Source organism: Haloechinothrix alba (assembly GCF_900188115.1).
Lineage (GTDB): Bacteria > Actinomycetota > Actinomycetes > Mycobacteriales > Pseudonocardiaceae > Haloechinothrix > Haloechinothrix alba.
In genome coordinates this window covers 1-23,539 of the sequence record NZ_FZNW01000025.1, presented here as the reverse complement: position 1 = coordinate 23,539, position 23,539 = coordinate 1, and the positions used below count along the sequence as shown (strand labels likewise).

General features: G+C 68.9%; 20 protein-coding genes, 1 tRNA gene and 1 other RNA gene. 7 read left to right on the top strand and 15 right to left on the bottom strand.

What is annotated here, in order from left to right; all coding sequences use genetic code 11:
- Positions 1-207: 207 nt before the first annotated feature.
- From ssrA to CHB84_RS19660, 9 genes are all read right to left on the bottom strand, one after another.
- Positions 208-587, bottom strand: a transfer-messenger RNA (tmRNA) gene (gene ssrA / locus CHB84_RS19700).
- A gap of 79 nt (positions 588-666) precedes the next feature.
- Positions 667-1,572: an amidohydrolase family protein gene (locus tag CHB84_RS19695; protein WP_089303149.1), complete on the bottom strand. Its 906-nt coding sequence runs from the start codon at positions 1,570-1,572 to the stop codon at positions 667-669.
- Between the two features lie 15 nt (positions 1,573-1,587).
- Positions 1,588-2,064 carry an SsrA-binding protein SmpB gene (gene smpB, locus CHB84_RS19690; RefSeq protein WP_089303148.1) on the bottom strand — a complete coding sequence of 159 codons (477 nt, stop codon included), beginning with the start codon at positions 2,062-2,064 and terminating at the stop codon, positions 1,588-1,590.
- Positions 2,065-2,141: 77 nt separating this feature from the next.
- Positions 2,142-3,047, bottom strand: coding sequence for a permease-like cell division protein FtsX (gene ftsX / locus CHB84_RS19685; protein WP_089303147.1), 906 nt, complete (start codon positions 3,045-3,047; stop codon positions 2,142-2,144).
- A gap of 74 nt (positions 3,048-3,121) precedes the next feature.
- Positions 3,122-3,811 (bottom strand): cell division ATP-binding protein FtsE, encoded by a 690-nt coding sequence (gene ftsE, locus CHB84_RS19680; protein ID WP_089303146.1) that lies wholly within the window; start codon positions 3,809-3,811, stop codon positions 3,122-3,124.
- A gap of 115 nt (positions 3,812-3,926) precedes the next feature.
- Positions 3,927-5,048: a peptide chain release factor 2 gene (gene prfB / locus CHB84_RS19675; RefSeq protein ID WP_089303145.1), complete on the bottom strand. Its 1,122-nt coding sequence runs from the start codon at positions 5,046-5,048 to the stop codon at positions 3,927-3,929.
- Positions 5,049-5,148: 100 nt separating this feature from the next.
- Positions 5,149-5,658: a PadR family transcriptional regulator gene (locus tag CHB84_RS19670; protein WP_176440047.1), complete on the bottom strand. Its 510-nt coding sequence runs from the start codon at positions 5,656-5,658 to the stop codon at positions 5,149-5,151.
- Positions 5,659-5,918: 260 nt separating this feature from the next.
- Positions 5,919-5,995, bottom strand: a tRNA-Met gene (locus tag CHB84_RS19665).
- Positions 5,996-6,128: 133 nt separating this feature from the next.
- Positions 6,129-9,089 carry a UPF0182 family membrane protein gene (locus CHB84_RS19660; RefSeq protein ID WP_089303144.1) on the bottom strand — a complete coding sequence of 987 codons (2,961 nt, stop codon included), beginning with the start codon at positions 9,087-9,089 and terminating at the stop codon, positions 6,129-6,131.
- 156 nt (positions 9,090-9,245) lie between these two features.
- Between CHB84_RS19660 and CHB84_RS19655 the strand changes: the two genes are divergently transcribed.
- Positions 9,246-9,887, top strand: a complete 642-nt coding sequence (locus CHB84_RS19655; RefSeq protein WP_089303143.1) for a PPA1309 family protein — start codon at positions 9,246-9,248, stop codon at positions 9,885-9,887.
- Positions 9,888-9,935: 48 nt separating this feature from the next.
- Here CHB84_RS19655 and CHB84_RS19650 read toward each other — a convergent pair whose 3' ends face one another.
- Complete coding sequence (locus tag CHB84_RS19650) at positions 9,936-11,135, bottom strand: YlbL family protein (protein ID WP_245818856.1); 1,200 nt, start codon at positions 11,133-11,135, stop codon at positions 9,936-9,938.
- Positions 11,136-11,258: 123 nt separating this feature from the next.
- Here CHB84_RS19650 and CHB84_RS19645 point away from each other — a divergent pair, with 123 nt between their 5' ends.
- Positions 11,259-12,701: a zinc-dependent metalloprotease gene (locus CHB84_RS19645; protein ID WP_089303141.1), complete on the top strand. Its 1,443-nt coding sequence runs from the start codon at positions 11,259-11,261 to the stop codon at positions 12,699-12,701.
- 4 nt (positions 12,702-12,705) lie between these two features.
- Here the strand turns inward: CHB84_RS19645 and CHB84_RS19640 are convergent, their stop codons facing one another.
- Positions 12,706-13,236, bottom strand: a complete 531-nt coding sequence (locus tag CHB84_RS19640) for a M48 metallopeptidase family protein (RefSeq protein WP_089303140.1) — start codon at positions 13,234-13,236, stop codon at positions 12,706-12,708.
- Between the two features lie 327 nt (positions 13,237-13,563).
- Here CHB84_RS19640 and CHB84_RS19635 point away from each other — a divergent pair, with 327 nt between their 5' ends.
- The 3 genes from CHB84_RS19635 (at position 13,564) to CHB84_RS19625 (ending at position 17,229) form a co-directional block, all read left to right on the top strand.
- Positions 13,564-14,631 (top strand): hypothetical protein, encoded by a 1,068-nt coding sequence (locus CHB84_RS19635; protein ID WP_089303163.1) that lies wholly within the window; start codon positions 13,564-13,566, stop codon positions 14,629-14,631.
- 130 nt (positions 14,632-14,761) lie between these two features.
- Positions 14,762-16,114: an ABC1 kinase family protein gene (locus CHB84_RS19630; protein ID WP_089303139.1), complete on the top strand. Its 1,353-nt coding sequence runs from the start codon at positions 14,762-14,764 to the stop codon at positions 16,112-16,114.
- 140 nt (positions 16,115-16,254) lie between these two features.
- Entirely contained in the window at positions 16,255-17,229 is a 975-nt protein-coding gene (locus CHB84_RS19625; RefSeq protein WP_089303138.1) for a hypothetical protein, read from the top strand.
- Here the strand turns inward: CHB84_RS19625 and CHB84_RS22510 are convergent.
- The 3 genes from CHB84_RS22510 to CHB84_RS19615 form a co-directional block, all read right to left on the bottom strand.
- Positions 17,163-17,426 (bottom strand): hypothetical protein, encoded by a 264-nt coding sequence (locus CHB84_RS22510; protein ID WP_141134743.1) that lies wholly within the window; start codon positions 17,424-17,426, stop codon positions 17,163-17,165. The two genes, CHB84_RS19625 and CHB84_RS22510, sit on opposite strands and share 67 nt — an antisense overlap.
- Positions 17,427-17,441: 15 nt before the next feature.
- Positions 17,442-17,762: a WhiB family transcriptional regulator gene (locus tag CHB84_RS19620; protein WP_089303137.1), complete on the bottom strand. Its 321-nt coding sequence runs from the start codon at positions 17,760-17,762 to the stop codon at positions 17,442-17,444.
- A 585-nt stretch (positions 17,763-18,347) separates the two neighbouring features.
- Entirely contained in the window at positions 18,348-20,480 is a 2,133-nt protein-coding gene (locus CHB84_RS19615) for an ATP-dependent helicase (RefSeq protein WP_089303136.1), read from the bottom strand.
- Positions 20,481-20,692: 212 nt separating this feature from the next.
- On the opposite strand from CHB84_RS19615, the gene CHB84_RS19610 reads away from it, so the two are divergent.
- Entirely contained in the window at positions 20,693-21,421 is a 729-nt protein-coding gene (locus CHB84_RS19610; protein ID WP_089303135.1) for a DUF4191 domain-containing protein, read from the top strand.
- A gap of 48 nt (positions 21,422-21,469) precedes the next feature.
- Here CHB84_RS19610 and CHB84_RS19605 read toward each other — a convergent pair whose 3' ends face one another.
- Complete coding sequence (locus CHB84_RS19605) at positions 21,470-21,973, bottom strand: RDD family protein (RefSeq protein ID WP_089303134.1); 504 nt, start codon at positions 21,971-21,973, stop codon at positions 21,470-21,472.
- 276 nt (positions 21,974-22,249) lie between these two features.
- Here CHB84_RS19605 and glnA point away from each other — a divergent pair.
- Positions 22,250-23,539, top strand: a 1,290-nt coding sequence (glnA, locus tag CHB84_RS19600) for a type I glutamate--ammonia ligase (RefSeq protein WP_089303133.1), incomplete at its 3' end; no start/stop codon positions are given.

The following is a 23,539-nucleotide window of genomic DNA, read 5'->3' as shown; positions in this document are numbered from 1 at the left end:
TTGCGCCAATGAGCGAGGAACGTCACATTACGGAACCGTCAGAAGATCATACCCTGTGTACATACACGCAGGTGAGGCGACATACCGCACGGCGAGGTCATCCCGTGCGCATCGGGGTCGCCGTCCACGGGCCTCCCGCGCCGCGCACACGACACAGGTCCGGGCCTGCGGTTTCCCGCAGGCCCGGACCTGTGCTGACGGTTCTCGTTGTGGAGGTGCCGGGAATCGAACCCGGGTCCTCTGCTGCTTCACCAGGACTTCTCCGTGCGCAGTTCGCTGTGCCTCTACTCGGCCCCACCGGTCACGCGAACAAGCCGGTGTGACGGGCCCAGTCGCTGTACGATGTCCCACTCAGGTCCGCGACCAACCTCAGTGGTAAGTCCTCCTAGCTGATGCCGACGACCGGGTCGGAGGCATCCCCGGGTCGACAAGGATCAAGCTAGCTCACGCAGCGAGCGCGAACTGATCCTGGCGCGCTTCTTGTTTGTTGGCGCTTATTGATGTGCGACGACGCTTAACGGTGGTCTCTCGCCTGCACCGGCACGCTTCCCCTGATTCAACGAACAGAGTCGAAACCGTTCACCCCCTTCGTTCTCGGCGTTTGCCCATCCAGCATAACGCCTGCGGCAAACTCATTGTTCCCGGCCGCCCGGCACAGGGGTACCGTCACCGCACCCCGAGCAACGCGGCAGGCGTGTCGTGCAGTACCGCACGCAGGAACCGACGTCCCAGATCGGGATGCCGCTCCGCCCAGCCCGCGATCGCCCGCAGCTGCGTCGCGTAGGGGTAGGGGATGTTCGGGAAGTCCGTGCCGAGCACCACCCGATCCGCGCAGCCTGCGATCCTGGCAGGCCAGTCCCGCGGCAACGGGGCCATACTCTCGGTGAACTCCACCCCCACCATCGTGGTGTCCAGGTACACACGCGGATACTCGCGCACAAGGGCCAACGCGTCCTCGTACTCGGGCATTCCCGCGTGCGCGAGCACGGCGACCAGGCGCGGATGCCGTCGAAGCACCTCGCCGAAGACCTCCACACCGGTATACGAACCGGGGATCGGCCCGTGCCCGCAGTGCACGACGACAGGGACACCGGCCTCGGCCAGCAACCCCCATGCCTGATCGAGCAGGTCCGAGCGCGGGTCGTAGTCGCCTACCTGGATATGCGCCTTGAAACACCGCACGCCGGCGCGCAGCGCTGTGGCCACCTGCGCACCGGCTCCCGGCTCCGGGTAGAGCGTCGCGGTCGGCACGGCCTCGGCGACGGTCGTACCGAACTCCCGCGCCCACCTCGTCAGCCACTCCGCCATACCGGGCTTGTGCGGGTAGACGAGCGGGGCGAAATGTCGTACCCCGAGCGCGCGCAGCACCTCGATCCGTTCCCCCTCGGGCAGGCGGTAGTGGATCGGCCACGCTGTGCCGTAGTGCTCGGCGGCATCGTCGAAGTACGCCCACACCTTGCGCATGACCCGCTCGGGCAGGAAGTGCGTGTGCATGTCGACCAGCCCGGGCACACCGAGCGAGCTCGCCCAGGCCGCCACATCGGCGTCGGTCGCCGGACCCGCATCAGCCATCACGGTTCGACAGCCCTAGATCTTGCCCTTGACCGCCCTGCCGACGGACCTGGCGACCTCCCGCTCCGCGTCCTTCCTCGCGAGGTCGCGCCGCTTGTCGTGCTTGCGCTTACCCTGCGCCAGCGCCAGCTCGACCTTCGCCTTGCCGTCGGAGAAATACATCGACAGCGGGACCAAGGCGAGGCCGCTCTGCTTGGTCTTGCCGATCAGCTTGGCGATCTCGTCCCTGTGCAGCAGCAGCTTGCGGTGCCGCCGCGGCTCGTGGTTGGTCCACGTGCCCTGCTCGTACTCCGGGATATGCATGCCACGGAGCCACACTTCACCGTCGTCGACCGTGGCGAAGGCCTCCGCCAGCGATGCCTTACCCGCACGGAGGCTCTTGACCTCGGTACCCCGCAGCACGATTCCCGCCTCGAAGGTGTCGAGGATGGTGAAGTCGTGCCTGGCGCGCCTGTTCGACACGATCATCGTGCGACCACGTTCTTTCGGCATGCTTCCACTCTACGGGTCCGTTCCACGCAATTTCCGTCACCGCAGCGCCGTCACCGGCACCCCCGATACACCTCGGGCTAGTGGCGTACGTACATGCGCAGCGTGACGTAGCCGGTGACCGCCGAGATCACCATGGCGCTGACCAGCAGCACCGGCGCCACGATCAGCACGGTGTACAACAGGGACGGCAGCGAGATGATGCCGGCCTCGCGAAGCTCGGCCAGCACCCCGTCCACCACGAACAGCTGCAGGCCTACGAGGGAACCGGCGGCGAGGATCGCACCGATCACCCCGGCGACCATGGCCTCGAGCAGGAACGGTAGCTGGGTGTACCACCGGGTCGCACCGACCAGCCGCATGATCCCGACCTCGGTACGCCTGGTGAACGCCGAGATCTGCACCATGTTGGCGATCAGCAGCAGGGCCGCGGCCAGCAGGGCCAACGACCCCACCAGCGTGATGTTCCGGAAGCTGTTCAGCCCGTCGATGAGCCGTTCCAGGAACACCCCCTGGTCCTGGATCTGCGCGATGCCCGCCTCACCCTCGTACTCTTCGGTGATCACATCGGCACGCTCCGGGTCTACCAGCCGGACACGCAACGATGCGGGCAAGGCCTCGGGCCGCGCCAGCTCGACCAGCTCGGGCTGCTCCTCGAAGATCCGCTGGAAGCTCTCGTAGGCCTCGTCCCTGCTCTGGTAGATGACGGTCTCGACCTCGTCGCTCTCCTCGAGGGACTGCCGCAGCGCGGCACACGGGTCCTCGGTGCAGCTCTCGTCGTTGGCGCTGACGTCATCGGTCAGGAAGATCGACACCTCGATGTCGTCGAGGTACCGCTCCTTGGTGAGATCGACCGTCTGCGCGATCAACAGGCCACCACCGAGCATGGCGAGCGAGATCGCGGTGGTCAGGATCATCGCGATGGTCATCGTGACGTTCCGGCGGAGACCGGTGACGACCTCACTGAACACGAAGCTGGCACGCATCGGGCGACACAGTCCTTCAGTCGGGGGCGGGGATCGGTAGGTCTGCGGGGGCGGGGATCGGGACAGGCTCCTGGTCAGTTACCGACGCCGTACACTCCTCGCGCGTCGTCCCGGATCACCTTGCCGAACTCGAGCTCGACCACCCTCCTGCGCATCGAGTCGACGATCGAGTGGTCGTGCGTGGCCATCAGCACGGTCGTACCCGTCCGGTTGATGCGCTCGAGCAGCAGCATGATGTCCTGGCTCGTGTCGGGATCGAGATTGCCCGTCGGCTCATCGGCGAGCAACATCAGCGGCCGGTTGACGAAGGCCCGAGCGATGGCGACACGTTGCTGCTCACCGCCGGAGAGCTCGTTGGGCATGCGATCGGACTTGCCGTCCAGACCGACCAGCTCGAGCACCTCGGGTACCACCTTGCGGATGGTGTGTGCCGGCTTACCGATCACCTCGAGGGCGAAGGCGACGTTCTCGAACACGGTCTTGTTACTCAGCAGCCGGAAGTCCTGGAAGACGCATCCGATGGTCTGCCGCAGCCGTGGCACCTTGCGGCGGGGCATCTTCGCCACATCGACATTCGAGATATAGATCTTGCCCTTTGTGGGCGTCTCCTCCCGCAGCAACAGGCGCAGGAACGTCGACTTTCCCGATCCGGACGGGCCGATGACGAACACGAACTCGCCCTTGTCGACCTCGAACGACACGTTGTTCAACGCGGGGCGTGTCGAGGTCTTGTACACCTTGGTGACATCTTCGATCCGGATCACGGTGTGCGATCCTACCCGCCGACCGTGTCAAGTCCCCATAGCATCGGCCCGTGTCGGGTGCAAGTCCTCGCGCGGCCCCGCTCCGGAGCGTGCCGGCAACCGGCCGCCGGCCGGGTCAGTCCCGGTCCTGCTCCTGCTGCTTGCGCCACCGGATACCCGCGTCGAGGAAACCGTCGAGCTCGCCCTCCAGCACGGGAGTGGGGTTGCCGACCTCGTAGTTGGTACGCAGGTCCTTGACCATCTGGTACGGGTGCAGCACGTACGACCGCATCTGGTTACCCCAGCTCGAGCCGCTGTCCTTGAGCGCGTCGAGCTCGGCCTGCTCCTCCTGCTTCTTGCGCTGCAGCAGCTTGGCCTGCAGGACCTGCAGCGCGACCGTCTTGTTCTGCAGCTGGGACTTCTCGTTCTGGCAGGAGACCACCACCCCGGTCGGCAGGTGGGTGATGCGCACCGCGGAGTCGGTGGTGTTCACGCTCTGCCCCCCGGGTCCGGATGAGCGGTACACGTCGACCCTGATGTCCTTGTCCGGGACGTCGATGTGGTCGACCTCCGCCACCTCGGGGAGCACCTCGACGTGCGCGAACGAGGTCTGCCGCCTGCTCTGGTTGTCGAACGGCGAGATCCGCACCAGCCGGTGCGTGCCCTGCTCCACCGACAGCGTGCCGTAGGCGTACGGGGCGTTCACCTTGAAGGTCGCCGACTTGATCCCGGCTTCCTCCGCGTAGGAGATGTCGTAGACCTCCGTGGGGTAGTCGTGCCGCTCGGCCCACCGCAGGTACATGCGCATCAGCATCTCCGCCCAGTCGGCCGCGTCGACCCCGCCTGCCTCCGCACGGATGTTGACCACGGCGTTGCGCTCGTCGTACTCGCCGGAGAGCAGGGTGCGCACCTCGAGCGCGTCGATCTCGCCTGCCAGCCGCGCGCGCTCGGCGTCGGCCTCCTCACGGGTCTGCCGCGCCTCCTCCGCGGAGTCGGCCTCCGCGGCCAGCTCGTAGAGTACGGCCAGGTCGTCGAGGCGCTGCCGCAACTCGGTGACCTTGCGCAGGTCAGCCTGGCGGTACGAGAGCCTGCTCGTGATCTGCTGAGCCGTGTCGGGATCGTCCCACAAGCCCGGATCGGCGGCCTGCTCCTCGAGCGAGGCCACCTCAGCACGCAACGCGTCCAGGTCCATCACCGCCTCGACCTGGCTCAGCGTGCTGGAGAGATCCTTCAGCTGTGTTTCGGCATCCACGCTCACAAGTCCCCAGGTTACGCGCCACCCGTGCGGGCAGGCTGCAAGGGGCACACAGTACCCGGGCGTGGCGCGCAGCCCGCGCCACGCCTGCCTCAGGTACCGGTCACGCGTTCTCGACGGCGTCGACCAGCTTCAGCGCGGCTCGCGCGTACGCGTGCCCGAAGTCGGCGATCGCTTGGGCGATGGGGTCGCCGGCCTCCGCGGCTTCCCGCGCGTTCGCCTTCGCCGTCGCCGCGTCCTCCTTGTAACGCGCACGAGCGGTTTCGATGAGCTCCGCGCGTTGCTTGTCCGTCACCGTCCCGGAGTTGACCAGGCGCAGGATCAGGGTACTGCGGATGTGGTCCGGCCCGGACTCCGCGTTGACCCATTGCCTGAAGGCCTTCTTCCCGGCTGCGGTGAGCACGTACTGCTGGCTCGAACGCGCCCCGCGCTTGCCGAGGCGTACCAGCCCGGCGTCGGCGAGCACCGGGAGCTCCCGGTAGACCTGACTGCGCGTCACGCTGAAGAACGTCCCGAACGCTGCCTCAGCACTCGCCACCAGTTGCCCGCCCGTCGCGGGACCGTCGTGAAGCAAGCCAAGCAGAGCTGCTGATGTGGCATTGATATCGGCCATGGTGTCTACAGTGCCACGTATACGGCTTCGTGTCCACTGTGGCCCTGATCAGGTCCACAATAGAAACCGGTGCGCAGCGGACTGTTACCTGTTCGGGTGGGACTGTCGCGCGGCCACGTAGGACCCGGGCTGCAGGGCGTCGGGGCTCGCACAGGGGCCCGACCTGCCGCTCGACGCCCGGCTCGGGAGCCGGCGGGCACGGTGGGCATGCGACATGCATCGGGCCCCTACCCGGCAAACCGGATAGGGGCCCGATGTGGTGGTAGCGGGGACAGGATTCGAACCTGCGACCTCTGGGTTATGAGCCCAGCGAGCTACCGAACTGCTCCACCCCGCGTCGTTGTGTTGTATCTTCACTATACCCCGGCGCCCCGGCGCCCCTACACGGGGGGTCCCCGAACGACAACCGTGGTGGCCGCACGTGCGGCCACCACGGTTGTCCCGGGCCGGAGCGCAGGAGTGGAGCGTCCTCAGCCACCCGGCTGGCCGGCACCCTCGGCACCGGCATCGCTCCGCGCCTGCTCGTAACGCTGCGCCGCCTGGTCCAGCTCGGCCAGCGCCTCGCCCTGCGCTGCGTAGTCGTCGTTGCGCTGGGCCTCCTGGTACCGCTGCCACGCGGCTTGCATGTCCGCAGCGGCCTGCTGCATATCCGGTGTGGCCTCGGTCTGCTCCTCCTCGGGGGCCTCCTCCTCGGAGCCCTCCGACTCCTCGGCCGGTTCCTCCCCGGAGTCACCCTCCGGCACATCGATGTCGGTCGGCCCTTCCTCCGGGCTGGTCACCACATCGCCGAGGCCCTCACCGAACACCTGCTCCATCGCTCCCTCGAGCGTCGGCTTGAAGCCCACCCGGTCACCGAAGGCGACCAGCACGCGTGCCAGCTGCGGGAACGCGTTCTCCCCGGTCTGTTCGATGTAGAGGGGCTCGACGTAGAGGAAGCCGCCTGCGAGGGGCAGGGTCAGCTGGTTGCCGTAGACGACGTTGATGTTCGGGTTCTGGAACAGCGTGCGGTCCTGGGCGACCCTCGGGTCACTGTCGAACCGGTTCTGCACCTGGACCGGCCCCTCGGTCTGCTTCGTCTCGTCGGTGGGCGGCAGCCGCAGCACCTTCATCTGCCCGTAGGTCTCCGGATCGGACGACACCGACATCCACGCGGCCAGGTACTGCCTGCGCAGCGGCGTCAACGGGCTGGTGAGCTGGAAGGTCGGCCCCTCGAAGCCCGGTGTGTCGGCCAGGATGTAGTACGGAGGCTGCTCCTCCTCTTCCTCGGTCGTGGGGTCCGGCGGCACGTCCCAGAACATGTTCGTGGAGTAGAACTGCTGCGGGCTCTCCACGTGGTACCGGGTCAGCAGCTCCCGCTGCACCTTGAACATGTCCGAGGGGTAGCGGAAGTGCTCGCGCAGCTCGCTCGAGATCTCGTCCTCCGGGTTGACCAGGCCGGGGAAGACGTTCTTCCAGGCCTGCAGGACCGGATCGTCCGGGTCGTTGGTGTACAGGTTCACCGTGCCGTCGTAGGCGTCCACGGTGGCCTTCACCGAGTTACGGATGTAGTTGATCGTGTTCTGGTCCGGACGTTCCAGCCCGGTGATGGGGTCCTCGATGACCTCACCCAGCGGCTGCTGCTGGGAGTACGGGTAGTTGTCCAGGGTGGTGTAGCCGTCCACGATCCACTTGATCTGCCCGTCGATCACCGCGGGGTAGGGATCGCCGTCCACCGTCAGCCACGGCGCGATGTCGCGAACCCGTTCCACCGGGTCCCGCTTGTACATGATCTTCGAGCCTTCACCGATCTCCCCGGTGAACAGGATGTTCCGCTCACCGTAGAACGCCGAGAAGACCGAGCGGTGGAAGATGTTGTCGACCGGGACGCCACCCTCACCCTGGTAGTTGTAGTCGCGCGCGTCGGCGGTGTCGTACTCACCGGGCCCGGACTCACCCAGGATCGCGTAGTCGGTCACCAGTTCGCCGTAGTAGACCCGCGGCTGGTCGACCTCGACACCACTGCCCTCCGGCGATTCGGTATCGCTGGTGCCCAGCAGGGGGAAGCCACCATCGCTGCCTTCCCCGCCGACGGCCCGGTCGATCCGGTTCGCGGGCGCGGCCACGAAACCGTTGCCGTGCGTGTAAACCATGTGACGGTTGATCCAGGACTGCTGGTTCTCCGCGAGACCATCGGTGTTGATCTCCTTGAGCGCCACGATGTAGTCCTGCAGCTCCCCGTCGAGCTGGTACCGGTCGATGTCCAGGGTCTCGGGGAAGCCGTAGAAGTTCTCCCGACCGGCGAGCTGGGTGTAGGTCCGCTGCAGCACGGCCGGGTCCAGCAGCCTGATGTTGGGCACCGTGCCGATCTCCTCGGCGACCTCGTCCGCGTCGGCCTCCGTCGTGCCCTGGTAATCGATATACTCGACATCGTTGATGTCGTAGGCGGCCCGTGTGGCCGCCATATTGCGCTCGATGGACTCGGCTTCCTTCTCGATCTGGTTCGGCTGCACCGAGAAGCGCTCGAGCAGGGCGGGCCAGGCCGCGCCGACCACGACACCGGAGAGCAACAACAGCACGAGCGCGATCGCGGGCAGCTGCAGGTTGCGCAGCACGGCCCCGGCGAACAGGGCCAGCGCGCAGAACACCGCGATGCTGGTGAGGATCAGCTTGGCGGGCAGCACCGCGTGCAGGTCCGTGTAGGTCGCACCCATGAACACGTCGTTGCGGTCCGACAGGAGTATGTCGTAGCGGTCGAGGAAGTAGTCGACAGCCTTGATCAGCACAAAGATCCCCGCCGTGATCGCCAGCTGGACCTTCGCCGCGTTGCTGAAGTAGCCGAGCTTGCCCGTGCCACCCCCGAACCGGATACCACCGAACACGTAGTGCACGACGGCCGCGGCGATGAACGCGATCGCACTCACCACAAGCCCCAGGCTCACCAGCCAGTTCCAGAAGGGCAGGCTGAACGCGTAGAACCCGATGTCACGGCCGAACTCGGGGTCGGTCTGCCCGAATTCGGTACCGCCGAAGAACAGCCGCACCATCGACCAGTCCGCCTGCGCCGTCGCCCCGGCGATCAGACCGATGATCGCCGAGATGCCGATCCCGAACAGCATCGCCCTGCCGATGATGGTGGTGCGGTACCGCGCCATCGGATCGTCCTCGGCGGCGACGGGCACGAACACCGGGCGGCTGCGATACGCCAGGTACAGGCTGAGCCAAACGATGCCCCCGACGGCGATCGCGACGGCGAAGAACATCGCGATCCTGGTGACCAGGATCGTACTGAACACCGACCGCGCCTCGACCTCACCGAACCACAACCAGTTGACATAGGTGTCGATCAGTCTCGTTCCGGCCAGCAAGGCCAGCACGACGAGACCGCCGAGGATGAGGAGGAACCGGCTTCGCTTGCTCAGCTGCGGCATGCTGACAGGGGGCCTGGTGGCCACGGCACACGCTCCTGTGTCTGTTTTGTCCGAGTATCGTAGCGGGCCGGCGCGCTGCTACGCCGCTGCGCCTCTATATCGTTCAACTGTACGGATTATCCATTGCCGCCCCCAACCGGGTCGCGCTCGCGCCGACCACCGCACTGGCAGTATGGGGGCATGGCAGAGCCTGATGCGCCCGACACGCCCGACGCGAGCGTCGATACCAGTGTGGCCAGCGCGGCACGGGAGGTCGAGGAGTTCCTCGCCGCCGGCGGGTGGAACCAGCCCGTGCAGCTGTTCGCCCTCGTCGACACCGCGAGCCTGCTTGCCAAGCAACCCGAGCTCGAGGACCAGCTGGACACGCATGCCGCGTTGACCCCGGTCGCGCAGGAGTCACTGCCGGACTCCGACCTCGCCGAGGCCCTCGCGGGCATTGTCTGGCCGGAGACGGTGCACGGCTGCGCACTCGCGCAGGAGATCATCGTGCTGCCCCCGGACGCGGAAGGGGACCTGCCCGGCACGGGCGCCGGAAGCAGCGTGGACAGCGGCGGCTCGACAGGAGGCGGGCAGGAGGACGACGAGCGGTTGCGCCGCGCGGCCGCCGACCACCCCCGCCGGACCGAGGCCCGCCTGGTCGCGGCCGTCACCCGGGACGGGACGCACGCCTGCGTCATGCGCCTGCGCTCGTCGGCGGATGCGGACGACAGCGCGCGGGACCGGGATGCCGGTGGTGACCAGTTCCCCGTCGACGAGGTCATCGAACACCCGGACCTGGCGCCGAACCTGCTCCGCGCCCTCGAGGCGACGCTGCAGCCCTGACGCCCCATTCCCCGGCAGGGCGCCGTCCTCAGGCGCGGGGCCCGGACCTCACTCCCGGCATGTCGGCACGTCCCGGCCGGCACTGTGTGCCTCGAGCGCGTCGACGGCCTCGGACAGCGAGCCGACCTCCATCAGCACCATGTTCTCGGGGTCGGCGGCCGCGGCCTCGGCACAGTTCTGCTCGGGAACCAGGAAGGCGTCGACCCCGGCATCGTCGGCAGCCTCGATCTTGAACCCGATGCCGCCGATCGGTCCGATGTCCCCGGTCGCGTTGATCTCCCCGGAGCCGGCGACATGCCTGTCGCCGACCAGATCGTCCTCCGTCATCCGGTCGACGATCGCGAGTGCGAACATCACGCCTGCCGACGGGCCACCCACGTCGGCAAGCGTGAAGTCGACGGTGAAGTCCACATCGGCGCGCTCGCTCAGCGTCACACCCATGAAACCCTGCTCACGGTCGTCCCGCTCGCCCAGCTCGAGGGGCACGGACTGCTCATCGCCGACCTCGCCGCCGTCCTCGTCGTGCTCGCGGAACGTCACGTCGATGGTCTGTCCGGGCCGGGAGCCCTCGAGCTCGTCGTGGACGTCCTGCACCGTCTCCACAGGCGCGCCCTCGATGCTGAGCAGCTCGGCGTTCGCGGGCAGGACCCCGTCGGCGGGCTGGTCCGGCAGTACCTCCTGCACGAACACGTCGGTCGGGTAACCGAGCAGGCCCAGCGCCGCCGACTCCGCGGCACTCTGCGAGTTCTCGAACTGCGCAATGTTCTCTTCCCTGATCTCCTCCTCGGGAACTCCCGGCCGGAAGTACTGCTCCCGCGGCGCCAGCGCGTACTCGCCGCTGGCCCACCTGACGAGCGCGTTGAACATGGTCACGTCGTCTGCTACCGACACGGTCGTCAGGCTCAGCGTGCCGGACGTATCGTGCGCGAGCTCGTCGGCCACGTCCTCGCCGTCCTCGTCGTGGAAGGAGATCACCGGTTCCCCCTCGACCTCCCCGAGGGTGTCGTACAGCGGGCCGGGACCGAGGGCGACGTAGGGGACGCTGACCGTGAACCCGACCGCGGCGAACGCCGCGGCGAGCAACGCGCTGAGCAGCAACGTCCATCCGCGCCGGGACAGGGTGCGGCGGTCGCGCCGCTGGGCGGGCGCGTACGGGTCGCCGTACGGGTCACGCAGCGTCTCGTCCACTTGACCCTGCTGCTGGCCTGCTGCCCGGGTGTGCTCGTGCCGTTCCTCCGAATCGCTCACAACGCACAGCCTACGGCGCGGCATCTCGGCCTCGTCGATGCGTTCGCCGACAGGTGACGTAGCGCCCGCGCGGAGACCCGACGTCCGGCACACCGGTCCCGCCGTACCGCGTACCGTGGAGGTATGAGCAACCCCCCGTTCGGTTTCGGCATGCCGGACCCCGATCGATACGGCGAGAACGATCCGTCCGACCAGTCCGGGCAGCAGTCGCAAGGTTCCGATCCGTTCAGCCAACTCGGGCAGATGCTCAGCCAGCTCGGGCAGATGCTCAGCCAGGCAGGGCAGTCGAGTGGGCCGGTCAACTACGACCTCGCCAAACAGATCGCCATGCAACGCCTGGCAGGCGAAGGTGGCAAGCAGGTGGGGTTCACCAGCACATCGGTGTCCGCGGACTCGGCCAAGGCCGTTCGTGATTCCGCGCATCTGGCCGAGCTGTGGCTCGACGCGGCCACCACGCTGCCAGCGGGCGCGACGAGCACCGAGGCCTGGTCGGCAGGGGACTGGGTGGAGAAGACCCTGCCGACCTGGCAGCGGCTGTGCGACCCGGTCGCCAAGCAGATCGCCAGCGCGTGGACTGGCGCGCTGCCGGAGGAGGCGAAGCAGGCCGCGGGGCCGCTGCTGTCGATGGTCGACCAGATGGGTGGGATGGCCTTCGGCTCGCAGCTCGGTAACGCGCTCGCCCAGCTCGGCGCGGACGTGCTGACCTCGACCGAGGTCGGTCTGCCGCTCGGCCCGGACGCCACGTCCGCACTGCTGCCCGCGAACATCGAGAAGTTCACCGAGGGGCTCGAACGACCGAGCAGCGAGGTACTGGTCTTCCTGGCCGCGCGCGAGGCGGCGCACCAGCGCCTGTTCGCGCACGCGCCGTGGCTGCGCCAGCGGCTGCTGGACACCGTCGAGGAGTTCGCGCACGGCATCACGGTCGACACCGCGGCCATCGAGCAGCTGGCCAGCAAGATCGACCCGTCGAACCCGGCGAGTATCGAGGAAGCCATGTCCTCCGGCCTGTTCGAACCGCAAACCTCGGCGGAGCAGCAGGTCGCGCTGACCCGCCTGGAAACGCTACTGGCACTCGTCGAGGGCTGGGTCGACGTCGTGGTCGCCGAGGCCATCGGCGACCGGCTGCCCGGTGCCGAGGCGCTGCGCGAGACGCTGCGCCGCAGGCGCGCCACCGGTGGTCCCGCCGAGCAGACCTTCGCCACGCTGGTCGGACTGGAGCTGCGGCCGCGCAAGCTCCGCGCGGCCTCCTCGCTGTGGAGCCAGGTCGGCCTGCGTCACGGGATGAGCAAGCGTGACGGGCTGTGGGCCCATCCCGACCTCATCCCCACCGCCGATGACCTCGACAATCCCGAGGAGTTCGCCGAGCGGCTCGGGCAGGGCGAGCACGCGGACATGGACCCCATGGCCGAGTTGCTGCGCACCGAGCAGGACGCGGGCGGCCCGGTGGAGGATTCCGGCACCGGCGAGCAGGACACCGGCGGCCCGGCACCCGGCGACGGCGATGACGGCGACCAGGGCAGCCAGGGCGGCGACCAGGGCGGCGAACAGGGCGGCGAGGCGCGCTGACCGGTCACGCCGGGCGCTCGCCGTCGGTGCCGGTTGCGGGGCCGGCGTCGGGTTCTGCTGCGGATTCGTCGTCCACACCCGTGATGCCCAAGCCTGCGGCAGCCGAGAGCCCCTCGAGGTAGCCGATCGCACGCTCGGTCTTCGGGTAGCGGCCGCACAACGCCCAGAACTCGGCGTCGTGCGCGGAAACCCGCAGGTGAGCGAGCTCGTGCACGAGCACGTAGTCCAGTACCCACGCGGGTACGTCGCGGAGCCGCTCGCTGACGCGGATGGTGCCCTGCGTGGGGGTACACGAGGCCCACCTGGTGCGCATCGGCGCCACCCATCGCACGCTCGCCGGCTCGCAGGTGCCGTCCAGGTACCGCAGGCTCAGCTCGCGGCAACGCGCCATCAGCGCCTCATCCGACTCGCGCGCGGGCGAGGCCTTCCGTTTCGCGCTGCGCAGCAACTTGCGTTCCATCTCGGCGACCCAGTGCTGCTCCTCCGTGCGGGACATCCGGTCCGGGATCAGCACCACCATGGTGCCGCCATCCATGTATGCCGAGACGGTACGGCGGCGGCGCTTGCTGCGCCGGACCTCGACCCGGGTGGCCGACGGAGCAGCGGCGCTTGTCGTACTGGAGCCGGTTCTGGGGCCGATTCTGGGGTTGGGCGAGTCAGGCACGTCCCCACACTACGACGCGCCCATGACAGCTCCACCGGAACGCATCCGAAGAGCCACCACGACTTCCCCCGGATGTGCGGTTGTGCTGTACCTGCCCGGTACCTGCCCTGTACCTCCGTAACGCTCGCGCGCCGGAGTGTGGACAACCCGCAGGTTGCCGGGCAGGACGTTCGCCGGGAGCATGCACCATCCGGGGTGATGACGAACGCACAGCACACCGGAACTCACCCGACACAAGCCGGCACCCGGCTGCCGAGCAGACCGCGGCTGGTGCCCGGCATCGGGGCGTTCCGGCGCGGAGACACCGAGTTGCAGGTCGGGCTCGATCCGCGCCACGCCGTGGTGATCAGTGGGGTCTCGTCCGGATTGGCCGCCGTGCTCTGTGCCCTCGACGGCACCAACGGCCTGACCGCTCTGCTCGCGGAGCTGGATACAACGGACCGTGCGCAGCTACGTCGAGTACTGACCGAGCTCACCGAACGTGGCCTCGTCGACGACGCCGCCACGCACCACATCCCGCACGGCTGCCCCTCCGACACCGCACTGTGGGGAACGCGAGTATCCGGGACACGGCCACTCGGTGGTGCCGGTCTCCCCGAGCGCTGCGCGCACAGCATGATGCTCGTGCACGGGGACGGACCACTCTGCCGGGCGGTCGCCACCGGACTCGCCACCGCGGGCATCGGACACGTCGCCGTCGAAACCACGGGGACGATGGCCACCGCCGACGTCACCCGCGGCGACCGGTCGGGGGATCTCGGGCGCCCGCGGCACGCGGCCGTCGTCGACGCCGTCCGGGACGCCAACCCCACGACCGAGACCGCGCCCGTGCCGTCGGACCGGTATCCCGACCTGGCCGTGATCACCGACGCGGAGGTGCCCTCGCCCGAACTGGTACACCGGCTCATGAGCGAGCGGATACCGCACCTGCCCGTCCGCGTGCGCGACGGCACCGGCATCGTCGGTCCCCTCGTCGTACCCGGCAGGACGAGCTGCCTGCACTGCGCCGACCTGCATCGCGCCGAACGGGACAGCGGCTGGCCGTGGGTCGCCGGCCGGCTCGCAGGCCTGCCCCGCCCCGCGGGGCCGGTCAGCACCAGGGCGGTCGCAGCACTGGCGGTCGGCCAGGCGGTTCGCACCCTGTGGTCCGACCACGAGCCGTGCCCTACCTGGAACACCACCCTGGAGCTGGACGTCTTCGGCGGCCGGCTGCGGCAGCGTACCTGGCAGCCGCACGCACGTTGCGGGTGCCGCACCAGACGGTGAGCAGCGCGCCACAGCGCCGACCGCACGCCGGAGGATCCGCACCCGGCAACGGCCACCACGATGCCGGGTGTATCCATGCAGTGTGTATCCCTCCTGGGCGCATCGCCGCCGAGAAGGCAGAATCGAGGTTGTGACCGAACCTGACGACAGTGTCGAGGAAGGCGAGCGCACGCTTCCGCACACCTCCGCGGCGCGCACGGCCAAGCTCGCCAGCCTGCCTCTGGGCATCGCCGGTCGCGCCGTCAGTGGCTGGGGGCGGCGACTCGGCGGGCGGCACTCCGATGAGGTCAATGCCGAGCTCTCCGCCCGCGCCGCCGAGCAGCTGTTCGACGTGCTCGGCACGCTCAAGGGTGGCGCGATGAAGTTCGGGCAGGTCCTCAGCGTGTTCGAGGCGGCGATCCCGGACGCCTACGCGGCGCCGTACCGTGAGGCGCTCACCAAGCTGCAGACCGCGGCGCCGCCCATGTCGACACGGCAGGCCCGTCGCGTGCTGACCGAGCAGCTCGGCACGTCCTGGCGACGCCGGTTCGCCGAATTCGGCGACGAACCGATGGCCGCGGCGAGCATCGGGCAGGTTCATCGCGCCGTGTGGCACGACGGTCGCGAGGTCGCCGTGAAGATCCAGTACCCGGGCGCCGACGAAGCCCTGCGCAGCGACCTGCGACAGCTCATGCGGTTCAGCAGGCTGATCCAGGCCATCGTTCCGGGCACCGAGGTGAAGCCGCTGCTGAACGAGCTCGCCGACCGCATGGATGAAGAGCTCGACTACCGTATCGAGGCCGAGCATCAGCGAGCGTTCGCCACCGCATTCGCGGACGACCCCGAGTTCGTCGTGCCACGGGTCGTCGCGAGCGCGCCGAAGGTCATCGTCACCGAGTGGGTCACGGGCACCCCGCTTTCGGCGATCATCGCCGATGGCGAGCATGCGCGGCGCAACGAGGCCGGTAGGTTGCTGACCGAGTTCCTGTACTCCGCTCCCGCCCGTGCCAGTCGCATGCACTCGGACCCGCATCCGGGCAACTTCATGGTCACCGACGACAACCGCCTGTGCGTCATCGACTTCGGCGCCTGCCTTCGGTTGCCGGACGGCATCCCGTACGGGCTCGGCGCGATCACCAGGCTCGCGCTCGAGGAACGTCCCGCTGAGCTGATGGCCGCCCTGCGCGCGCACCGGTTCGTCCGGCCGGACACCGATGTCGCTGCCGACGACGTGCTGGCCTACCTCGCACCGTTCAGCGAGCCGCTCGCAGGCACAACGTTCCGCTTCACCCGCCGCTGGATGCAGAAGCAGGCGACGCGGGTCGGTGACGCACGCGGCTCGGACTTTCAGACCGCGCGGTCGCTGAACCTGCCGGCCGAGTACCTGATGATCCATCGCGCCGCCGCCGGTAACACCGGTATCCTCTGCCAGCTCGAGGCGGAGTTTCCCATCCGCGCGATCGCCGAACGGTGGATTCCCGGTTTCCTGCCACCCGAGACCTGACTCGGTGCGAGCCGGGCTCCGACGGGCGGGGTGTGCACAGCGCGGCGGCTACCTGGACCGAGTCACCGTTGGCCGGCGCAGTTGTCCACAGAATCGGCGAACGCGTCCCACGCGGGCTCGAGCGGCGCGACGATCGGCGCATGGTTCGATCCACGTGTCCCAGCCGGCGCGCGATCCGGCAGGCCGCCCCCGACGGAGTCGCCACCACAGCCACCCTCCGCGAGCTGGGTGTACCGAAGAGCACCATCGCGTACCGCTGCCGCCCCGGCGGTCCCTGGCTACGGTTGCTACCCGGCGTGATCCTGCTGGGTAGCGGCCCGCCGACGCGCCGCCAGCGGCTGCGTGCCGCCGTCGCCATCGGTGGGCCGCGTGCGGTCATCACCGGCGCCGACGCGCTGCGCGCCCACGGCCTCGACGTACCGGCAGCCGGTCCGGTCCGCCTGATCGTTCCCCCGGACAAGCGGCCGGTGGCCACCGGCTTCGTCGCCGTCGAGCGCAGCTCACGACCACCGCGCCCACAGGTCGCGGGCGGACTCCCGTTCGCCCCGCCGACGCGTGCCGCGACCGACCTGGCGCGGACCACACCGGAGGCCGCCGAGCTGCACCGGCTCCTCGCCCTGGTCACCGACGCCGGTCTGGCTACGCCCGAGCAACTCCGCTACGAGCTCGACGCGGGTAACCAGCGCGGCTCGTCCGCCGTACGGACCGCGCTGCGCGAGCTCGCCGCCTGCGAGCAGGCGCACCCGCGCGGTCCCGCCCGAGCGGTGCTGCGCGACGCGCCGCTGCCACTTCCGATGTGGAACGTGACCGTGTACGGGCACGGCACCCGCAGGCTCGCCCACGTACACGCGTGGTGGGGCGAGGTCGCCCTGGCCTGGTTGATCACCGACGGCGAGCACGGCAGCCCGACGAGGGACGACCTCGCTCTCGGCGCGGCCGGGGTGACTGTCGTGCGCACCCCGGCCGCGTCGCTACGTCACGCGGCCCATGACGCGGCCGGCCGCACACACATCCTGCGCGAGATCTGCTCGGCGTTCCTGGCCGCGGCTCACCGGCCACGCCCCCGGGTGTATGCCGTGCCCGTGACGGCCATGTCGTGCCCGGACGCCGCGTGAGCCGATACCCGAGCACCCCCGACCCGCCGTGCGGACTCGGCACGCCGAGCGGCGAACGCCGCGAGCGCGTTCCAGAACCGGACGGCTCGCTCCCGGTTGCGAGCCCGCCGGTTACCGCTCGCCGCCTCCAGCATGCCTCCTTCGGCGACGCGCTCCCGCCATCGGGCCATCGCCGCCTGTTCATCCAACTGGTTCATGTGATCTCCCGACTCTCATGCGGCTGTCCCCTGTCCAGCCGGGGAGCCGCTCTTGGGAGGCCGACCACGACCCCGCTTGCGCGAGACCACGACCCCACGATCAAAGATCTCTCCACCCCAGACACCCCAGGGTTCCTGACGTTCGATCGCCCCTGCCAGGCAGGGCTCGCGCACCGGGCAACCGGCGCACAGCTGCTTGGCCTGCTGCAGCACGGACGGCGACTCGGCGAACCACAGGTCCGGATCCCCCGTTCGGCACGGCAACGTGCACTCGTCGGCCAGTTCCTCGGGTATCGCGAACGCCCCTGACGGGGCGAATGCGGGTGCCGATGACATGGCTGCTTTCTCCTTAATCCTTGTCAGGAAGTTGCTGGCGATTGCTGCTGACTCCGGCCTGCGAACAGCAAAAAGGCCGCGGACCGTGTGACGGTTCCGCGGCCTTTGTGAGCCTGCACCCTGACTGGTCTCTGTCAGGGACATCGCTCATTCACGGACAACGGAACTTCCGTCACGCCAACTCGGCCTCGCTGGTTACGCTTGAACACGTCACCCGCGGCGACGACCGGCGCCGCCGCGACATGCTCCCCAGCGGCGCGGCCGCGGAGTCGATCAAGCACACGCACGAGCGCGATGCTTTCCCCAGCGACGGGCGCGCCAACAGGCCCACGACGGATCGTGGAACGCATGTGGCCGGTGATACGCGGGCCGAAGGGCAACCTCATCGCGTATCACCTCCTCGTCATCTCACTCGTGGCGACTGCCCGCCGGTCGGCACCCCAGCCGTTCCCGGCACACGCGCCAACCGCAGAGCGATCTTGTCGTACGGGCGTTCAACCCGACAACCGCAGGTTATCCGGGGCAGGTGGGCGGCGGCAACCTATTTTCCGGATCCGGGGTCCGCGGGATGTCTTCCTCGAGCGATCAGTCGTGCGCGGCCGAGGAGGCGGATGCGGCGGATGCACCGTCGCCACGCACCAGTTCGAGAACGTCGGCCCCGAACCGCTCGAGCTTGGTCGCGCCGATCCCGGGGATCGCCACGAGACCGCGGTCGTCGGCCGGGCGTTGCTCGGCTATCGCGACCAGCGTGGCGTCGGTGAAGACCACATAGGCGGGCACGCTCAGCTCCCGTGCGCGCCTGCCGCGCCACTCCTTCAACCGCGCGAGCAACTCTTCATCCACATCGGATGGACATTGCGCACACCTACCTGCCGATACCTCGGCAGGCTCGGCCAGTCGCGAACCACAGACCCGGCAGCCCGCTTTCGCGCGCCCCTTCTTGCCCCTGGTACGGCCGTCGGCCCCGGGACCGGGCTGATCATCGGGCGCGACACCGCGCAGGAACCGGCTGCGCCGCCTGCTGCGCCGCCCTCCAGGGTTCCGTGCAAGCGACCACGACAGCCACAGATGCTCGCGCGCACGGGTGAGCCCTACATAGAGCAGGCGACGTTCCTCCTCGATCGCCGAGTCGGAGCCCTCGGCGTGCTGGATGGGCATCGTGCCGTCGGTCAGCCCCACGAGGAACACGGCGTCCCATTCCAGTCCCTTGGCCGCGTGCAGCGAGGTGAGCGTGACGCCCTCGACGGTCGGCGGGTGCTGCGCCGAGGCCCGGTGCTCCAGCTCGGCGACGAATCCACCGAGCGACGGCTCGCTCGCCGAGGCTGCGAAGTCCCTCGCGAGCTCGGCGAGCGCGGCCAGCGCGTCCCACCGTTCCCTGGCTGTGGCGCCCTGCGGGGGTTCGGTGGTCAGCCCGAGCGGCTCGAGGACGGCACGCACCGCGCCGGCCACGTCGGCGGGCGCGCCGGCATCGGCAGAGTGCTCGGGGCCCTCGCCCGCGGCAGACCGTAGCGCCGTCAACGCCGCACGCACCTCGCGCCGCGAGAAGAACCTCTCGCCCCCACGGATCACGTACGGCACCGTGACTTCGGCCAGCGCCCGCTCGTAGGACTCCGACTGGGCATTGACGCGGTACAGTACAGCGATCTCGCTGGCGGGTACACCACTGTCGACCAGCTCGCGGATCCGGCGCGCGACCGCATCGGCCTCCGCGGGCTCGTCGTCGAACTCGTTGAACACCGGTTCCGGTCCGGCCTGTCGCTGCCCGACCAACCGCAGCCGTGCCGCGGCCGGGCGCGCCCGCGCCCCGGCGATCACGCTGTTGGCCAGCGACACCACCTGGGGTGTCGAGCGGTAGTCACGCTCGAGCCGCACGACCGTGGCATCCGGGTACCTGCGCGTGAACTCGAGCAGCGGCTGCGGCGAGGCACCACCGAAGGAGTAGATGGTCTGGTTGGCATCACCGACCACGGTGATGTCGTCACGGCCACCGAGCCATGCCTCGAGCAGGCGCTGCTGGAGGGGCGTCACGTCCTGGTACTCGTCGACGACGAAGCACCGGTATCGCTGCCGGAACTCCTCGGCAACCGACCTGTGCTGCTCGATCGCTGCCGTGGTGTGCAGCAGGAGGTCGTCGAAGTCGAGCAACCGCCTGCTGCTCTTCAACTCCTCGTAGGCCGCGTACACCTCGCCGATCTTGGCAGCGGGCGCCGGAAGGTCCCTGCGCAGCCGGGCCGTCACAGCCGCGTAGTCCTCCACCCCGACCAGTGATGCCTTCGACCACTCGATCTCCGAGGCCACATCGCGAAGCACGTCGCGCTCGGTGGACACCCCGACCCGGTGTGCCGCCTGCCCGACCAGCTTCAGCTTGCCGTCAAGCAGCTCCCACGGCTCCTCGCCGACCACCCGGGGCCAGAAGTAGCGCAGCTGCTTCAGCGCCGCCGCGTGGAAGGTCCGCGCCTGCGCGCCCTCGACACCGAGATGCCGGAGCCGGTTGCGCAGCTCCCCCGCCGCGCGCGCGGTGAAGGTCACGGCAAGCACCTGGCCCGCGCTGACATGGCCCTGCCGGACGAGATAGGCGATCCGGTGCGTGATCGTACGTGTCTTACCCGTACCGGCACCCGCCAGCACGCACACCGGACCCCGAGGCGCGGTCGCAGCCGCCCGCTGCTCGGGGTCGAGCCCGCTCAGCGGGCCGCCGTCACCGTCCCGGTCGTTCACGCCGCTCCACCCTCGTGTGCTTGTCGCCGTCTCGCGCGGCGTCGTGGTCGCCGCGCCGTGGTCGCCTCAGCGCGCTCCGTGAGCACGGTGTGGCCCGACGATCGAGTCGGGGCGGGCCGCGCCCGCGACCAGCGTTCGCCTGCGCGCCAGCACATCCTCCCAAAGCACCCCGACAGCCGATGAGGCCCACCGGTCGCCGTATCCTGGGTTGCATGGCGGCCGGTCAGGACAAAGCAGCGAAGAAGCAAGCCAGGAGCGCGAAGCGAGCGGCGCGCAAGCAGAAGTTCAGCCAGATCATCCAGGCGTTCACGATGCAGCGCAAGGAGGACAAGGCGCTCATCCCGTGGATGCTCGGAGCGTTCCTGGTCGTGGGCGGTGTCGTCGCCGGGCTCGGCTTCCTCACCGGCATGCCCTGGTTGATGTTGCCACTCGGCATACTCACCGGCGTGATGGCCGCCATGATCGTGTTCGGCCGCCGCGTGCAACGCACGGTGTACGCCAAGGCCGACGGCCAACCGGGCGCGGCGGCATGGGCCCTGGACAACCTGCGCGGCAAGTGGCGCGTCACCCACACGGTCGCCGCCACCACCCAGCTCGATGCCGTGCACCGTGTCCTCGGCGGGCCGGGGGTCATCCTCGTCGCCGAAGGCTCGCCGCACCGGGTGAAGAACCTGCTCGCGCAGGAGAAGAAGCGCATCTCCCGCCTCGTCGGTGACGTGCCCATCTACGACTTCGTCATCGGCAACGACGAGGGTCAGGTGCCGCTGCGCAAGCTGCAGCGCCGCCTGATGAAGCTGCCACGGAACCTGAAGGGCAAGCAGGTGGATGCCCTCGAGGCCAAGCTCGCGGCCCTGGGTAACAACCGCGCCGCGATGCCGAAGGGCCCGCAGCCCGCAGGCGCGAAGATGCGCAACGTCCAACGCACGATGCGCCGCAAGTAGGTGCGCTGAATGACGCTTCCAGCCCACGAGGCGCGCTGAAAGCGTCATTCAGCGCATCCGCACGACCACGGTGTCGGTAGTCCGGTCGTGCAGCCCCCGGCCATCGACGTTGCGGATGGCCGGGGGGATCAACAGGAACGTCAGCACCCACCGCACGACGGCCCGCCAGGCACCGACCCTGCTCGCACCGTCCAGCCGGCCCACCCGGATCCCCGCGGCGGCCATACCGGGTGTGAACCCGAACAACGCAGCGGACGGGACCGTGAGCACGAACCAGAGCAGTACCGCGGCCACCTGGTACTCGTACCCGACGGTCTGCGCCTGCGCAGCGGCGACGTCATAGAGCGGAGGCGGCACGAACAGCGAGGCGATCAGCCCCGCCGCGAGCCAGTCGAGCAGCAGCCCGGCGACCCGCCTGCCACCACCGGCCACAGCGCCGACGCCCCGCTCCGGCAGGCCGAGACGCTCGCCGGGCCAGCGTGGGCCGGTGCCGTCGGCGGCACCGGGCAGCGTCCCCGGCCCGGACAACCACGTACCTGTCCATCGAGCCACGTAACCAGCATAAGTGGTGCCCGGCCGCCGCGTTCCGGCAGCCGCACCCGGTACCGCTGACGCTGCCGGAACGTGGCAAAGCGCATAGCATGGATTTCCCAGCAGGGACACCCCGCCGCGAATCGTTAACACCGGCGAAACATACGAGTGACGGTGGGGCAACACCGCCCGCTTAGCGTCAGTACCCAGATAGGCACACGCGGGGTGCAAGCGCCCGCCGGTCGGACCGCCGCAGTCGGCCACACGTGCACAGCAAGACTTAAGGAGCGAACAAGCGTGTTCAAGTCCCCAGAAGACCTCCTGAGCTTCATCTCCGACGAGGGAGTGAAGTTCATCGACGTCCGGTTCTGTGACCTGCCCGGCGTCATGCAGCACTTCACCGTGCCTGCCTCCTCCTTCGACAACGAGACCTTCACCAACGGCCTCGCCTTCGACGGCTCGTCGGTGCGCGGGTTCCAGGAGATCCACGAGTCGGACATGCTGCTGCTGCCCGACCCGTACACCGCGCGCCTCGACCCGTTCCGCACGGAGAAGACGCTGATGATGAACTTCTTCGTGCACGACCCGTTCACGCGCGAGCCCTACAGCCGTGACCCGCGCAACATCGCGAAGAAGGCCGAGGACTACATCGCCGAGTCCGGCATCGCCGACCTCGCGTTCTTCGGCCCGGAGGCCGAGTTCTACGTCTTCGACTCGGTGCGCTTCTCCCACTCGGAGAACGCGTCGTTCCACGAGATCGACTCGATCGAGGGCTGGTGGAACACCGGCCGTGACGAGGAAGGCGGCAACCGCGGTTACAAGACCCGCTTCAAGGGTGGTTACTTCCCCGTCCCGCCGGTCGACCACTACGCGGACCTGCGTGACAAGATCAGCCTCAAGCTCGAGGAGGCCGGCCTCACCGTCGAGCGCGCGCACCACGAGGTCGGTACCGCGGGCCAGGCCGAGATCAACTACAAGTTCAACACCCTGCTGCACGCCGGCGACGACCTGCAGCTGTTCAAGTACATCGTGAAGAACACGGCATGGGAGGAAGGCAAGTCGGCCACCTTCATGCCGAAGCCGCTCTTCGGTGACAACGGCTCCGGCATGCACTGCCACCAGTCCCTGTGGAAGGACGGCGTGCCGCTGTTCCACGACGAGTCCGGCTACGCGGGCCTGTCCGACACGGCGCGCCACTACATCGGCGGCATCCTCACGCATGCCCCGAGCCTGCTGGCGTTCACCAACCCGACGATCAACTCCTACCGCCGCCTGGTGCCGGGCTTCGAGGCCCCGGTCAGCCTGGTGTACTCGCAGCGTAACCGCTCGGCATGCGTGCGCATCCCGATCACCGGCGACAGCCCGAAGGCCAAGCGCATCGAGTTCCGCTGCCCGGACTCCTCCGGTAACCCGTACCTGGCCTTCGCCGCGATGCTGATGGCCGGTATCGACGGTGTGCGCAACAAGATCGAGCCGCCGGAGCCGATCGACAAGGACCTCTACGAGCTGCCGCCCGAGGAGCAGGCCGATGTCGCGCAGGTGCCGGGCGACCTGAACAGCGTGCTGGACAACCTCGAGCGCGACCAC

Coding starts and splice junctions, on each gene's coding strand:
- CHB84_RS19695 (WP_089303149.1), bottom strand. CDS start 1,572: ATGGCTGATGCGGGTCCGGCGACCGACGCCGATGTGGCGGCCTGGGCG.
- smpB (WP_089303148.1), bottom strand. CDS start 2,064: ATGCCGAAAGAACGTGGTCGCACGATGATCGTGTCGAACAGGCGCGCC.
- ftsX (WP_089303147.1), bottom strand. CDS start 3,047: ATGCGTGCCAGCTTCGTGTTCAGTGAGGTCGTCACCGGTCTCCGCCGG.
- CHB84_RS19670 (WP_176440047.1), bottom strand. CDS start 5,658: ATGGCCGATATCAATGCCACATCAGCAGCTCTGCTTGGCTTGCTTCAC.
- CHB84_RS19655 (WP_089303143.1), top strand. CDS start 9,246: ATGGCAGAGCCTGATGCGCCCGACACGCCCGACGCGAGCGTCGATACC.
- CHB84_RS19645 (WP_089303141.1), top strand. CDS start 11,259: ATGAGCAACCCCCCGTTCGGTTTCGGCATGCCGGACCCCGATCGATAC.
- CHB84_RS19640 (WP_089303140.1), bottom strand. CDS start 13,236: ATGGATGGCGGCACCATGGTGGTGCTGATCCCGGACCGGATGTCCCGC.
- CHB84_RS19635 (WP_089303163.1), top strand. CDS start 13,564: ATGACGAACGCACAGCACACCGGAACTCACCCGACACAAGCCGGCACC.
- CHB84_RS19625 (WP_089303138.1), top strand. CDS start 16,255: ATGGTTCGATCCACGTGTCCCAGCCGGCGCGCGATCCGGCAGGCCGCC.
- CHB84_RS22510 (WP_141134743.1), bottom strand. CDS start 17,426: ATGAACCAGTTGGATGAACAGGCGGCGATGGCCCGATGGCGGGAGCGC.
- CHB84_RS19620 (WP_089303137.1), bottom strand. CDS start 17,762: ATGTCATCGGCACCCGCATTCGCCCCGTCAGGGGCGTTCGCGATACCC.
- CHB84_RS19610 (WP_089303135.1), top strand. CDS start 20,693: ATGGCGGCCGGTCAGGACAAAGCAGCGAAGAAGCAAGCCAGGAGCGCG.